At 69.0% G+C, this 13,211-nt stretch carries 12 protein-coding genes; 3 read left to right on the top strand and 9 right to left on the bottom strand.

Annotated features, from left to right (window positions below; translation table 11 throughout):
- The first annotated feature begins 8 nt into the window (after positions 1–8).
- Positions 9–1,619, top strand: a complete 1,611-nt coding sequence (locus AB0N66_RS11500) for a glycoside hydrolase family 13 protein (RefSeq protein WP_365431615.1) — start codon at positions 9–11, stop codon at positions 1,617–1,619.
- A gap of 65 nt (positions 1,620–1,684) precedes the next feature.
- The gene (locus tag AB0N66_RS11495; RefSeq protein ID WP_365431612.1) at positions 1,685–3,850 is read left to right on the top strand and encodes a discoidin domain-containing protein; all 2,166 of its coding nucleotides are present in this window, start codon (positions 1,685–1,687) and stop codon (positions 3,848–3,850) included.
- Here AB0N66_RS11495 and AB0N66_RS11490 read toward each other — a convergent pair.
- From AB0N66_RS11490 to AB0N66_RS11475, 4 genes are read right to left on the bottom strand one after another with little or no spacing between them, the layout of a single operon-like run.
- Positions 3,822–4,628, bottom strand: coding sequence for an ABC transporter ATP-binding protein (locus AB0N66_RS11490; protein WP_365431609.1), 807 nt, complete (start codon positions 4,626–4,628; stop codon positions 3,822–3,824). The genes AB0N66_RS11495 and AB0N66_RS11490 overlap by 29 nt on opposite strands.
- A 20-nt stretch (positions 4,629–4,648) precedes the next feature.
- Complete coding sequence (locus tag AB0N66_RS11485; protein WP_365431764.1) at positions 4,649–5,413, bottom strand: ABC transporter permease; 765 nt, start codon at positions 5,411–5,413, stop codon at positions 4,649–4,651.
- A 50-nt stretch (positions 5,414–5,463) separates the two neighbouring features.
- A complete protein-coding gene (locus AB0N66_RS11480; protein WP_365431607.1) occupies positions 5,464–6,237 on the bottom strand; it encodes an ABC transporter permease in 774 nt (257 codons plus the stop codon).
- Positions 6,234–7,202 (bottom strand): ABC transporter substrate-binding protein, encoded by a 969-nt coding sequence (locus tag AB0N66_RS11475; protein ID WP_365431604.1) that lies wholly within the window; start codon positions 7,200–7,202, stop codon positions 6,234–6,236. Before AB0N66_RS11475 ends, AB0N66_RS11480 begins: the two co-directional genes overlap by 4 nt.
- A 211-nt stretch (positions 7,203–7,413) precedes the next feature.
- Here AB0N66_RS11475 and AB0N66_RS11470 point away from each other — a divergent pair, with 211 nt between their 5' ends.
- Positions 7,414–8,229: an IclR family transcriptional regulator C-terminal domain-containing protein gene (locus AB0N66_RS11470; protein ID WP_365431601.1), complete on the top strand. Its 816-nt coding sequence runs from the start codon at positions 7,414–7,416 to the stop codon at positions 8,227–8,229.
- Here AB0N66_RS11470 and AB0N66_RS11465 read toward each other — a convergent pair.
- The 5 genes from AB0N66_RS11465 to AB0N66_RS11445 form a co-directional block, all read right to left on the bottom strand.
- Positions 8,180–9,133: a PDR/VanB family oxidoreductase gene (locus AB0N66_RS11465; protein ID WP_365431598.1), complete on the bottom strand. Its 954-nt coding sequence runs from the start codon at positions 9,131–9,133 to the stop codon at positions 8,180–8,182. The two genes, AB0N66_RS11470 and AB0N66_RS11465, sit on opposite strands and share 50 nt — an antisense overlap.
- The gene (locus AB0N66_RS11460) at positions 9,130–9,345 is read right to left on the bottom strand and encodes a hypothetical protein (protein WP_365431595.1); all 216 of its coding nucleotides are present in this window, start codon (positions 9,343–9,345) and stop codon (positions 9,130–9,132) included. Before AB0N66_RS11460 ends, AB0N66_RS11465 begins: the two co-directional genes overlap by 4 nt.
- Positions 9,342–10,406 carry an aromatic ring-hydroxylating dioxygenase subunit alpha gene (locus AB0N66_RS11455; RefSeq protein ID WP_365431592.1) on the bottom strand — a complete coding sequence of 355 codons (1,065 nt, stop codon included), beginning with the start codon at positions 10,404–10,406 and terminating at the stop codon, positions 9,342–9,344. The genes AB0N66_RS11460 and AB0N66_RS11455 overlap by 4 nt, the downstream gene beginning before the upstream one ends.
- A gap of 906 nt (positions 10,407–11,312) precedes the next feature.
- Positions 11,313–11,735: a transposase gene (locus AB0N66_RS11450; protein WP_365431589.1), complete on the bottom strand. Its 423-nt coding sequence runs from the start codon at positions 11,733–11,735 to the stop codon at positions 11,313–11,315.
- A 484-nt stretch (positions 11,736–12,219) separates the two neighbouring features.
- Complete coding sequence (locus AB0N66_RS11445) at positions 12,220–13,125, bottom strand: alpha/beta hydrolase (RefSeq protein WP_365431586.1); 906 nt, start codon at positions 13,123–13,125, stop codon at positions 12,220–12,222.
- Between the last annotated feature and the right edge of the window lie 86 nt (positions 13,126–13,211).

The following is a 13,211-nucleotide window of genomic DNA, read 5'->3' as shown; positions in this document are numbered from 1 at the left end:
TAGGCACCGTGGGACAGCATTCCCCTGCCCGCATTCAGGGCGAATGGTGGCGCTCCGCCGTCATCTACCAGGTGTACGTCCGCAGCTTCGCGGACGGCGACGGCGACGGCACCGGCGACCTCGCGGGCGTCCGGGCCAAACTCCCGTACCTCGCCGAACTGGGCGTGGACGCCCTGTGGTTCAACCCCTGGTATCTGTCACCCATGGCCGACGGCGGCTACGACGTCGCCGACTACCGCGCCATCGACCCGGCCTTCGGAACGCTCGCGGAGGCGGAGAAACTCATCGACGAGGCACGGGAGCTGGGTATCCGCACCCTCGTCGACATCGTGCCGAACCACGTCTCCGACCAGCACGCCTGGTTCCGCGCGGCTCTCGCGGCGGGTCCGGGCAGCCCGGAGCGCGAGCTGTTCCACTTCCGCCCGGGACGCGGTGAGCACGGTGAACTCCCGCCCAACGACTGGCCGTCCCAGTTCGCGGGCTCCACCGAACCGGTCTGGACCCGGCTGCCCGACGGCGACTGGTACCTCCACCTGTTCACCCCCGAGCAGCCCGACCTCAACTGGGCTCATCCGGCGGTACGGCAGGAGCACGAGGACGTCCTGCGCTTCTGGTTCGAGCGGGGCGTGGCCGGCGTCCGCATCGACTCGGCCGCGCTGCCCGCCAAGGACCCGGACCTCCCCGACTTCGTCGAGGGCCGCGACCCGCACCCCTTCGTCGACCGCGATGAACTCCACGACATCTACCGCGCCTGGCGCACGGTCGCCGACGACTACGACGGCATCTTCGTCGGCGAGGTCTGGCTCCCCGACACCGAGCGCTTCGCCCGCTACCTCCGCCCGGACGAGCTGCACACCGCCTTCAACTTCTCGTTCCTGTCCTGCCCTTGGGACGCCGGACAGCTGCGTACGTCGATCGACGAGACGCTCGCCGAGCACGCCCCGGTCGGCGCGCCCGCCACCTGGGTGCTGTGCAACCACGACGTGACGCGCACGGTCACCCGCTACGGCCGCACCGACACCGGCTTCGACTTCGCCACCAAGGCCTTCGGCACCCCCACCGACCTCGCCCTCGGTACCCGCCGCGCCCGTGCCGCCGCTCTCCTCTCGCTCGCATTGCCCGGCGCCGTCTACGTCTACCAGGGCGAGGAACTCGGCCTGCCCGAGGCGGAGGTACCCCGCGAGAGCATCCAGGACCCGATGCACTTCCGCTCCGGCGGCGCGGACCCGGGCCGGGACGGGTGCCGGGTCCCGCTGCCCTGGACCGCCGACTCGCCGCACGCGGGTTTCGGCGGTGAGCCCTGGCTTCCGCAGCCCGCGGGCTGGGCCGCGTACGCGGCCGAGAGCCAGGCGGCCGATCCCGGCTCGATGCTCGCGCTCTACCGCGAGGCACTCCGCGTCCGCCGTACCGAGCCCGGCTTCGGCGACGGTCCGCTGACCTGGTTGCCCGCCCCCGACGGCGTCCTCGCCTTCGCCCGCACGGACGGGATGCGCTGTGTGATCAACCTCTCCGACGAACCGGCCGAGCTCCCCGTGCACAATGAACTGCTGCTCACCAGCGGCTCCCTGGATGCCGAGGGGCGGCTTCCCCAAGACACGGCGGCCTGGCTGCGCGCCTGACACCGCAGCCCGGCCGCCGCTCCAACCCGCTATCCCGGCACCCCCCACACGAAAGGGATCAGCATATGTCCAGAACTGTCAGGCGCATGCCAGCAAGCGCGGCCGCAGTGGCCGTCGCTCTGGCCGCCGGCATGCTCAGCGTCACGGCGGCACACCCCGCGGCGGCGGCCTCGGGCGCGACCCTGCCCTTCACCTCGGTCGAGGCCGAGTCCGCCACCACCACGGGCACGAAGATCGGCCCCGACTACACCCAGGGCACTCTTGCCTCCGAGGCGTCCGGGCGACAGGCCGTGCGGCTGACCGCGGGGCAACGCGTCGAGTTCACCGCGCCGCGCGCGGCGAACGCCGTGAACCTCGCGTACAGCGTCCTCGACGGGCAGTCGGGCTCGCTCGACGTCTACGTCAACGGCACGAAGCTGGCCAAGACGCTCGCCGTCACCTCCAGGTACTCGTACGTCGACACCTCCTGGATCGCGGGCGCCAAGACCCACCACTTCTTCGACAACTCCAGGCTGCTGCTCGGCGTGAACGTGCAGGCGGGCGACAAGATCGCCTTCCAGGCGACCTCCGTCCAGGTCACCGTCGACGTCGCCGACTTCGAGCAGGTGGCCGCGGCCGCCACCAAGCCGGCGGGAGCCGTTTCCGTCGTCGACAAGGGCGCCGACCCCAGCGGCGTGGGCGATTCGACGGCGGCCTTCCGGTCGGCGATCGCCGCCGCGCCCGGGGGAGTGGTCTGGATCCCGCCGGGCGAGTACAAGATCACGTCCTCGCTCAGCGGCGTCCAGAACGTGACCCTCCAGGGCGCCGGCAGCTGGTACTCCGTCGTGCGCACCTCGCGCTTCATCGACCAGACCAGTTCGTCCGGAGCGGTCCGCCTCAAGGACTTCGCGGTCATCGGCGACGTCACCGAGCGCGTCGACTCCAACCCGGACAACTTCGTCAACGGCTCCCTGGGCCCGAACTCGACCGTCTCCGGCATGTGGATCCAGCACCTCAAGGTCGGCCTCTGGCTGACGGGCAACAATGACAACCTTGTCGTCGAGAACAACCGCATCCTCGACACCACCGCCGACGGTCTCAATCTGAACGGGAACGCGCACGGTGTCCGCGTCCGCAACAACTTCCTGCGCAACCAGGGCGACGACTCCCTCGCCATGTGGTCGCTCAACTCGCCCGACTCCAACAGCAGCTTCGAGAACAACACCATCTCGCAGCCGAACCTGGCGAACGGCATAGCCATCTACGGCGGCACCGACATCGCTGTCAGGAACAACCTGATCTCCGACACCAATGCGCTGGGCAGCGGTATCGCGATCTCCAACCAGAAGTTCCTCGACCCCTTCTACCCGCTGGCCGGCACCATCACGGTCGACGGAAACACGGTCGTGCGGGCCGGTGCGATCAACCCCAACTGGGGTCACCCGATGGGTGCGTTGCGCGTCGACTCCTACGACAGCGCGATCAACGCCACGGTCAACATCACCAACACCACGGTCACCGACAGCCCGTACAGCGCCTTCGAGTTCGTGTCGGGGGGCGGGCGCGGCCTCGCGACGAACAACGTGAACGTGACCGGCGCCACGGTCAACAAGGTCGGCACGGTCGTAGTCCAGGCCGAGACGCCGGGCGCGGCGAAGTTCACCAACGTCACGGCCACCGGCGTGGGCGCGGCGGGCGTCTACAACTGCCCCTATCCGAGCGGCACCTTCACGCTCACCAACGGTGGCGGCAACTCCGGCTGGGACAGCACCTGGTCCAATTGCTCCGCCTGGCCCCAGCCCGGGACCGGAAACCCGGCCCCGGACCCGACCACCAACCTCGCCAAGGGCCGCAGCGCCACCGCCACCAGCTCGGTGGACGTCTACACGCCCGCCAAGGCCGTCGACGGCGACGCCAACACCTACTGGGAGTCCGCCAGCAACGCCTTCCCACAGACCGTGACGATCGACCTCGGCTCGACTCAGGCCGCCCGGCGGGTCGTTCTGAAGCTGCCGCCCGCCACGGCCTGGGGCGCGCGCACCCAGACGCTGTCCGTGCAGGGAAGCGCCGACGGCTCGTCGTACTCGACCGTCGTCGCCTCGACGGGCTACCGCTTCGACCCGGCCACCGGGAACACGGCCACCGTGTCCCTGCCCAGCGGCACGAACCTGCGCTACCTGAGGGTCAACGTCACCGGCAACACCGGCTGGCCGGCGGGCCAGCTCAGTGAGGTGGAGGCGTATCTGTCCTGAGGTCGGAGACCGTCCCGCGCTTCGCCGCCTGGATCTGCTCGTACACATGGGTCCGTAGTTCGGCGAAGCGCGGGGCGACCCGGGTGTGCAACTGGTCCCGCTCGTCCGGGAGATCGACCTTCAACTGCTCCTGTACGACGGTGGGGGAGGCGGAGAGGATCAGCACCCGCTCCCCGAGATAGACGGCCTCGTCGATGTCGTGGGTGACGAACAGGATCGTGATCCCGCGCTCCCGCCACAGCCCCCGCACCAGATCCTCCAAGTCGGCGCGAGTCTGGGCGTCGACCGCCGCGAACGGCTCGTCCATCAGCAGTACATCGGGCTCGTACGCGAGCGCGCGGGCGATGGCGACGCGCTGCTGCATACCGCCGGACAGCTGCCAGGGGTACGCGTCCGCGGCATCCGTGAGCCCGACCGACTCCAGTGCGTCCGCGACCAGCTCCCGGCGCCGCACCTTGCTCAACCGCTTCTGTTTCAACGGGAGTTCGACGTTCTCGCCGACCCGCATCCAGGGGAACAGACTGCGCCCGTACTCCTGGAACACGAACGCCATCCCGGGTGGCGGCCCACTCACCCGTCGGCCGCCCAGCAACACCTCGCCCGCGGTCGGGGTGAGCAGCCCGCCCATGCATTTCAGCAGCGTGGTCTTGCCGCACCCCGACGGGCCCACCAGACAGACCAGTTCACCGGCTTCCACGGTGAAGGTGAGATCCCGTACCGCCTCCACCCGGCGGCCGGAACCCTCGTAGACCTTGTTCAGGCCGCGTATGTCGAGCATGGACCGACCTTTCGCGAGCTTCACGGGGACCGCCGGGAGGATGCGCGCAGACCGTGGTACCAGCCGAGGACCCGGCGCTCGACCAGTTGGAAGACGACCGAGAGCAGAAATCCGAGCAGGCCCAGAACCAGAATTCCGGTCCACATGTCGGGGATGGCGAAGCTGCGCTGGAACTGGACGATGGTGAAGCCGAGACCGTTGCTGGCCGCGAACATCTCGCTGATGACCATCAGGATGATGCCGATGGACAGCGCCTGACGCAGGCCCGCGAAGATCTGCGGGCTCGCCGCTCGCAGGACCAGGCTCCGCAGCCGGGCGACGCCCGTGATGCCGTACGAACGCGCCGTCTCGGCCATCACGGAGTCCACCGCGCGCACGCCCTCGACGGTGTTGAGCAGGATCGGCCAGACGGCCCCGCTCGCGATGACCGCGATCTTCATGGTGTCGCCGATGCCCGCGAACAGCATGATGACCGGGACGAGAACGGGTGGAGGTATGGCCCGCAGGAATTCGAGGACCGGCTCGCAGAAGGCCCGAACGCGCCGGTACGAGCCGATGACCGTGCCCAGTGCGACTCCGACGACGGCCGCCGACGCGTAGCCGGCGAGGAGTCGCACCATGCTCGGCAGGACGTCGGCGCGCAACCGCTCGCCGGTCCAGACGTCCGGGAAGGTCTTCAGGATCGTGCGCAGGGGCGGCCAGAAGACATCGGTGCTGCTGTCGGAGGCGAACCACCAGACCGCGACGAGCAGTGCGGGTAGCGCGACGACGTAGAGCGACCGCAGCAGTGCGTTGCCCCAAGCGCTCGGCCTCGCTCGACGAGGGGAATCCTTCTTCACACCGCCACCTCCCCGCGCACCGACTGATGCCAGGCCAGCGCCCGTCGCTCCACCGTGCGGGCGCCCACGTTGATCAGCAGGCCGAGCAGACCGGTGACCACGAGGAGGGCGTACATCTCCGGGACGGCCTGCGAGACCTGGGCGACCGCGATGCGTTTGCCCAACCCCGGTGCACCGATGACGAGTTCGGCGGTCACGGTGAGGATGAGGGCGACGGCGGCGGCGAGGCGGACACCCGTCATGACATACGGCAGGGCCGAGGGCCACAGCACATGGCGGGTCCGCGCCCAGGTGCCGAGGCCGTACGAGCGTGCCGTCTCCTCCGCCACCGGGTCGACGTCCTGGACGCCGTACAGGACCTGGATGAGCACCTGCCAGAACGAGGCGTAGACGACGAGGAGGAGGACGGAGCGGAGTTCGGTGCCGTAGAGGAGGACGGCGAGGGGGATGAGGGCGACGGAGGGGATCGGGCGGAGGAACTCGATGGTGGAGGCGGTGGCTTCGCGCAGATGCGGCACGACCGAGATCAGTCCGCCCGCCAGGATTCCGGCGGTCACCGCGATCGCCAGGCCGAGCGCCCAGCCGGTGAGGGTGTCCCCGAGCGCCGTCCAGAACGCGTCGTCCCGGGTCTCCTGCCAGAGCGCCTCGGCGATGCGGCTGGTCGGCGGGAAGTAGACCTCCTTGACCAGGCCGAGCCGCGGCACCGCCTCGCCCAGGGCGAGGAAGACCGCGAGCCCGGCCGCACCCAGTGCGGCGTTCAGTCCCTTCACGGAAGCAGCTTGTCCAGGTCCGGGGACGACTTGAAGAGACCGTCCTGCTCGCCCAGCTTCGCCAGCGCTTCGATCGACGCCCGGTTCGGCTCGGCCGGCCACTTCGGCAGTACTACGTCTCCCAGCACCGCCGCCGGGATCTTCGTGTACGTGGTGACGATGTCCCGGGCCTCGTCCGGATGGGAGTCGGCGTAGGCCAGGGACTCCGCGGTGGCCTCCTGGAACTTCTTGACCAGCTCCGGATTCTGCTGTTGGTACTGCGTCGATGTGAAGTACATGGCGATGGTGAGGTTCGGCGCGACGTCGAGGAACGGCGAGGCGATCTCCCGGCCGCCCTGGCTCTTGACGGTGGCGAGCGCCGGCTCGACCACCATGGCGGCGTCGACCTGGCCGCTGTCGAGGGCGGCGGGCATCTGGTCGAAGGCCATCTCGACGAACTTCACCTTGTCCGGGTCGCCGCCCGCCTTGCTCACGGACGCGCGCACCGCGGTCTCGTTGATGTTCTTGAGGGCGTTGTTGGCGACCGTCCTGCCCTCAAGGTCCTTCGCCGTCTTGATGGCGCTGTCCTTCTTCACCGTGACGGCGCCGAAGTCCTTGCCCTGCACGCCTGTTGAGGCGATGGCGTTCGCAACGGCCTGCACGGGCACATTGCTGGTCTGGGCGATCATCAGCGAGGTCACGTTGGAGAACCCGAACTGGAACTGGCCGCTGACGACACCCGGCACGATCGCGGCGCCGCTCTGCGCGGTGGTCACGTCCAGTTTCAGGCCGTGCTTCTCGAAGATGCCCTTCGCCTGGCCGAGGTAGAGGGGTGCGACGTCGACGATGGGGATGAGCCCCACCTTGACCGTGGTGACACCGCCGGACGACGAGCCCTTGTCCGACGACCCCGAGTCGGACGAACCGCAGGCCGATGCGGTGACCAGGACGGTGGTGGCCGTGAGGCCGATGAGCAGACGACGCATGACTCCTCCTGTGGGGACCCGAAGTACTCCGACAGGCTGTGCGCAGACAGCACACAAGTTCTCAGCGCGAACGTAGAGTGCCGGTGAACGAGGGTCAATGCTCTCGACCATGTCGAATCAACGGCCTTCCCATTCAAGGTCGTTGACAGTTCTCAAACCGCACTCATAGCGTGCGCACCACGCACGCTCGTGCGCTCCCGGGGAGGCGCCCATGCCTGCTTCAGCCCGCGAACCGCACTTTGTCCGGTCCTTCGAGCGCGGCCTCGCCGTGATCCGCGCCTTCGACGCAGACCATGTGGAACTGACCCTCAGCGATGTGGCCCGGGCCTGTGACCTGACCCGTGCGGCGGCCCGCCGCTTCCTGCTCACGCTCGCCGACCTCGGCTACGTCCACACCGACGGCCGGATGTTCCGGCTCACCCCGCGTGTCCTGGAACTCGGCTATTCGTACCTCTCCAGCTTCACCCTGCCCGACCTCGCCGAGCCGCATCTGGAGCAACTGGCCGCGCAGGTGGGGGAGTCGTCCTCGCTCTGCGTCCTCGATCGCGACGACATCGTGTACGTGGCCCGGGTCCCCACCCGCCGCATCATGACCGCCACGATCACCGTCGGCACCCGCTTCCCGGCCCATGTCACCTCTGTCGGCCGGGTGATGCTCGCCCATCTGCCGGACGAGGAGATCGACGCCCGGCTCGCCCGCGCCGAACTACGGCCCCTGACGGCGCGCACGATCGTCTCCGCCGAGCTGCTCAGGACGGAACTCGGGCGCGTACGGCGTCAGGGGTACGCCATCGTGGACCAGGAGTTGGAGGAGGGGCTGCGGTCGGTCGCCGCCCCGGTGCGGAACCGGGACGGCGAGGTGGTGGCGGCCGTGAACATCCCGGTGCACGCGAGCCGCAACTCCGTGGAGTCCGTACGGCGCGACCTGCTGCCCCACCTCCTCGCGACCGTGGCCCGCATCGAGGCGGACCTCCGGGTCACAGGTCCAGCACGAGCCGCTTCCCCCGGCAGCGAGAGACGCAGATGAGCATCGTCTCGCCCGCCTCCCGCTCCTCGTCGCTGAGCACCGAGTCCCGGTGGTCCGGGGTCCCGTCGAGGACGTCCGTCTCGCAGGTCCCGCAGGTGCCCTCGGTGCAGGAGTACAACACCTCGACGCCCGCCGCCCGCACGGCGTCGAGGAGGGAGACCTCGGCGGGGACGGTCACCGTGCGCCCGCTCCGGGACAGCTCCACCTCGAACTCACGGTCCGGGCCGGTCTCCGCACCCTCCGGGCCGGCCTCCTGGACCTTCGGCTGGAAGCGCTCGACGTGCAGCAGTCGGGCGGGGCACCGCCTCTCGACCGCGTCCAGCAGCGGCCCGGGCCCACAGCAGTAGACGAGAGCGTCAGGGGCGTCGAGAGGGGCCAGATCCAGCAGTCCGGTCTCGTCCTGCGGGGCGATGGTCACCCGGTCCCCGTAGCGGCCCAACTCCCCTGTGAAGGCCATGGAGTTACGCGTGCGTCCGCCGTACAGCAGTGTCCACTGCGCGCCGGCCGCCTCCGCCGCGGCGAGCATCGGCAGGATGGGCGTGATCCCGATACCGCCGGCGACGAACCGGTAGCGCGGGGCATCCCGGAGGGCGAAGCGATTACGCGGGCCGCGCACCCGCACCTTGTCGCCCTCGCTCAACTCATCGTGCACGTACGACGATCCGCCGCGCCCGTCCGGCTCGCGCAGCACGGCGATCCGCCACACGCCACGGTCGGCGGGATCGCCGCACAGCGAGTACTGCCGTTCCAGATCCGGACCGAGTGCCACGTCGATGTGGGCGCCCGGCTCCCAGGTAGGGAGTTCCTCGCCGAGGGGGTGGCGAAGGATGAGGGCGAGCACGCCGTCCGCCGCGAACTCTCGCTGCGCGACGACGAGTTCGAGTTCGGCCTCGTACAAGGTCATTGTCCGTGTCCTCGGGGCTCGTGGCTGGGTGCCTCGGAGCTTTGCGCCTTGGAGACCGGTGGCTCGTGGCCGTCGGGATGGGCGAGCATCCACGCCCACATCTCGATCGGGTCCTGGGCGGTGTGCTCGGCGCCGCAGTGACAGGTGCCGTGCAGGACGTCCGTGCCCGGGAGCCAGTCGACCCGGTAGATCTCGCCGGTGGGACTGCTCACTGGACCTTCTCCATCGGCTTGTCGCCCTCGTCGACCAGACGGGCGAGGATACGGCGGGCCGCGAGTCCCCCGGTGTCGATGTTGATGCTCAGTTCCTGATACCCGGTCCGCTCCGAACCCAGCGTCCTCTGCAGCAGGTTGAGCGCGTCGACGTCCTGCATGACGACGGTGTGGTTGAAGTCCCGCAGGAACGTGGTGACTTCCGCGTCGTCGCGGGCGAAGTCGCGGGAGACAGCCCAGAAGTCGTAGACGTGACCGTCGCCGGACGGCGTGATCGCGTAGGTGATCTCGGTGTGGAACGCGTTCGGGTCGCTGCCGTCCGGCTCAGGCAGCACACCGGCCGGTGCGACCCGGCTGTGCAGCAGATACAGACACGGCGCGAAGTACTCGATGTCCTGCCAGCGAGTGATCCGGCCCTCGATGCCGGTCGAGCGGGCGTAGAACGGCGGACACTCGGCGTCGTCCATGTGCCGGCTGACCCGCACGATGCCCGCGCCCTCGTCGACCTCCGTGCTGATCGGCGTCTCGGCGACCTCGGGGGTGCCGATGTAGCCGCCGTGCAGGTAGGTCTCGTGGGAGAGGTCGAGCAGGTTGTCCACCAGGAGGCCGTAGTCGGCGTCGATGGGCTCCATGCCGCAGACGGTGACCCAGTCGGGGGAGCCGAGGTGGCGGGCGCGCGGGATGGTCCCGGGGTCGGCGAGGTCCGGGTCGCCGATCCAGACCCAGATCAGGGCGTCCTGCTCGACCAGCGGGTAGGAAGCCACGCGGGCGGTGCGCGGTATGCGTTTCTGCCCCGGCACGTACACGCAGGCACCCGTCGTGTCGTACGTGAACCCGTGGTACCCGCAGACGATCCTGTCGCCGTCGAGCCGGCTCGCCGAGAGCGGGAAGCGGCGGTGCACACACCGGTCGGAGAGGGCGACGGCCGTTCCGTCGTTCTCGGTCCGGTAGAACACGAGCGGTTCACCGAGAATCACCCGCCCGAACAACTCGCGCCCCACCTCGTGGGAGTAGGCGGCGACGTACCACTGGTTCCTGGCGAAGGCGGTCGTGTGCGGCATGGCGTTCCCGTCCCTGAGTGCGGGGCGCCGTCGCCCCGCGAGCCGTGGTTGGACCTAGCGTCCTGACGGGTGCGGCAGCTGTGCAAGGCGTCTTCTGCCAGACGGAAGGGCTTCAGTGAAGAGGCTGGTCAGAGCATTGCTTTCTGCCCGCGGCCACCAGCGCAGACGTCGGGCTGGTGCTTCCGTTCGGTTCATACCTGAGGCGGCCGTAGACGGAGACGAGCAACAGATCACCTGCCGCACGGCCATCATTGCCCCCAAATATCCGTCCTGTGAGTGTCTGTGACTTTCTCTTCGCCGGTATGTGTTCGGTACAACGGCAAGAATCGGTATCGCCACAGGTCAAGTGCTGATCGTTTCGCCAGGGAAGGCCTCCGGGTCGAATCTGCACCCGCTGTCACCGCTCTGCGTGTTGTTGCTGGTCAGGAGGGTGTGAAGCCCTCGCATCCGAGGCCGAGATCCAGGCCATTCCTGGACCAATTCGCCATCCGCCGCCGACAACGCTCCCGTCTCCGCAGGTCAGCGGAGGTTCCTCGCGTGTACCACCCGGCATGCCTTCAGCGGCATACCGGTCGCGGCTACTCGCCACGGCGGACCCTGCACGCAAGTGAGTTCAGCGCATCTTGGGTTCAGACCAGCCCCCGGGTGTCCAGTGGCTCAATAAACAGACCTGCCGACACACCCAGTCGCTTGAACGGCCCGGCTCGGTGAGGGTTCCCGTCTGGCTGCGGCCAGCTACATCCCGAGACCGGGAAAGTGCTGCTCGGGCGGATTGCGGCGTAGAGCAAACAGCGGACTCATAATCCGTCGGCCGTGGGTTCGAGTCCCACCCGCCCCACCTGTGCAGGCTTCTGGTCCGAAAATGAGAGATGAGCCCAGTTCAGCGAGGTAGTGGCTGGCGTGTGTTCATGCGGCTTGGATGGGGTCGAAGCGGACAGTGAAGCCGAGTGCGTTGGCTTGTCGGGTGATGCGGCGCATGGCGCGTTCGGGGTCGTACTTGGCGTAGTAGTCACCGCCGAGGTCGGCGTACTCGACGTCGTCAGTGAGCATGTGCCAGATCGCGGTGATGATTGAGTGCTCGACGGCGACCAGGGCACGGAGCGGGCCGCGGCGGGCGGTCAGCCGCTTGTAACGGGCCTGCAGGTAGGTGTCCTTGGTTCTGACCGCGCCGAATGCCGCGAGGCCGAGGGCGCCTTTGAGGTAGGGGTTGCCTGGCCGGGTCTTGGTGTTCTTGGTTCGGCCGGCGGACTCGTGGTGGCCGGGGCAGACCCCGGCCCAGGAGGCGAGGTGTCTGGACGATCGCGATGGGACGCCGGTCGGCGTCGACACCCCTTTTCGGGGTATTCAACTGCCGTCCCCCGCCACTCTGCTGACCTTCGACGTCGCCACCGGCTCCCTCGACCAGCACATCTGGTGGACGCTGACCGACCGGCAGCCCTTCACCGGCACCTACTCCGAGGCCCTGGCCCGCTACTCCGTCGCCCTGACCGAGCAGGTTCCCCTCAGGGCGCCCTCCTGCGACTTCGCGCTCTTACTGTCCGGGGGACTGGACTCATCGGTGCCGGCCTCGGCCAGTTGGCCACGGAACCCGGCGAAATCTGTTCGCCGGACAGGATCAGCAGCCGCAGCCACTCACCCGTGCCCGCGTCGGCCAACAGCGGATGACCTGTTCCCGCAGCGGGCAGCTCGGCAACGGTGACCCGAGCGTGCCGCAGGGTGGCGGCCACGTCTTGGGGGCTCCAGCGGGCGGCGTCCCGGAGCACCAGGCCCCTGTTCCAGTGCGCGTTGACGTGTTCCGGGGAGGGCGGATTCACTATGACGGGTGCGCGGCGGGCCGGTTGATCTCGCGTGACACAAGGCATGCTTCCAGGAACGCCAGAGCACGTAGGTGATACGAGCGTGCGGCCCAGCCGAGGCTCATGTTGTGACCGGCGTCCGGCTGGCGATCGACGACGACGCGTGGTGCGGCCCCAAAGGCGCCGGTCAGCCCGGTGAGTGTGTCGGGATCGTGTCGCCACCATGACTCGTGCTCCGCGAAGGTCAGCCGCACCGGTACGCGGACACGCGGAGCTAGGTCGTGGAAGCGGTCGGGCCAACTGGCGGTGTCGGCGCTCTCCTGGGCAGGTATCGGCTCGGCCGGGACACCACCTGGTCGGAACGTGCCGGGCGGGTAGAGGCGCAGTGGGCCCCAGTTCCGCCTCCAGCCGCCGTTCCGCGTGGCATCGCGCGGGTCGGGCCGCTCACTCTCGTACACATGGCCGATGCCCGACAGATCCAGGCCGAGCAGGCTCTCGTCGGCGAGGTCTGCGGCCGCGCCGAGTGCCACCTTGCCGCCGAAGGAGTGCGCCAGGAGCAGGATTCCCGCGCCCGTCGCGTGGCGGGAGGCGAAGTCCTGGAGTGCCGCGCGTACGGACGCGGCCTGGTCCAGCAGACGTTGGCCCAGCGGCAGACGCGTGGCGGACAGACCGTAGCCGGGACGGTCGAGGGCGAGCACGGTGTACCCGAGGCTCGACCCGAGTGTCAGAAGCGACAGGCCAGGGCGCGAACGGGCGTCGAAGTACCCGGAGTGCAGTCCGCCGCCGTGCAGCGCCACCACCACAGCGCGTGTCGGCGTGTGTTGTGGTTCGCTGAGCAGTCCGGACAAGGTCAGTCCGTCGGCGTCGACGGTGATCCTGCGGACCGAACGGGAGTCGTCTCCTCGTGCTGCCGACGCGGTCATGGTTTCCTGTGCGCGAGGCGTAGGCGAGGTCGAGTGGGCATGACTGCTCCTGCGGTGAGATGAGAGGGGCGGGGTGAGAGGCGGCC

The organism is Streptomyces sp. NPDC093544, assembly GCF_040683495.1.
GTDB lineage: Bacteria > Actinomycetota > Actinomycetes > Streptomycetales > Streptomycetaceae > Streptomyces.
The sequence above is the reverse complement of the archived record's forward strand: the minus strand, read 5'-3'. Positions and strand labels throughout refer to the sequence as shown.

Bases quoted from the DNA above. Each gene is read 5' to 3' on its own strand.
- AB0N66_RS11495 (WP_365431612.1), top strand. From the start codon at position 1,685: ATGTCCAGAACTGTCAGGCGCATGCCAGCAAGCGCGGCCGCAGTGGCC.
- AB0N66_RS11490 (WP_365431609.1), bottom strand. From the start codon at position 4,628: ATGCTCGACATACGCGGCCTGAACAAGGTCTACGAGGGTTCCGGCCGC.
- AB0N66_RS11475 (WP_365431604.1), bottom strand. From the start codon at position 7,202: ATGCGTCGTCTGCTCATCGGCCTCACGGCCACCACCGTCCTGGTCACC.
- AB0N66_RS11470 (WP_365431601.1), top strand. From the start codon at position 7,414: ATGCCTGCTTCAGCCCGCGAACCGCACTTTGTCCGGTCCTTCGAGCGC.
- AB0N66_RS11465 (WP_365431598.1), bottom strand. From the start codon at position 9,133: ATGACCTTGTACGAGGCCGAACTCGAACTCGTCGTCGCGCAGCGAGAG.
- AB0N66_RS11455 (WP_365431592.1), bottom strand. From the start codon at position 10,406: ATGCCGCACACGACCGCCTTCGCCAGGAACCAGTGGTACGTCGCCGCC.
- AB0N66_RS11445 (WP_365431586.1), bottom strand. From the start codon at position 13,125: ATGACCGCGTCGGCAGCACGAGGAGACGACTCCCGTTCGGTCCGCAGG.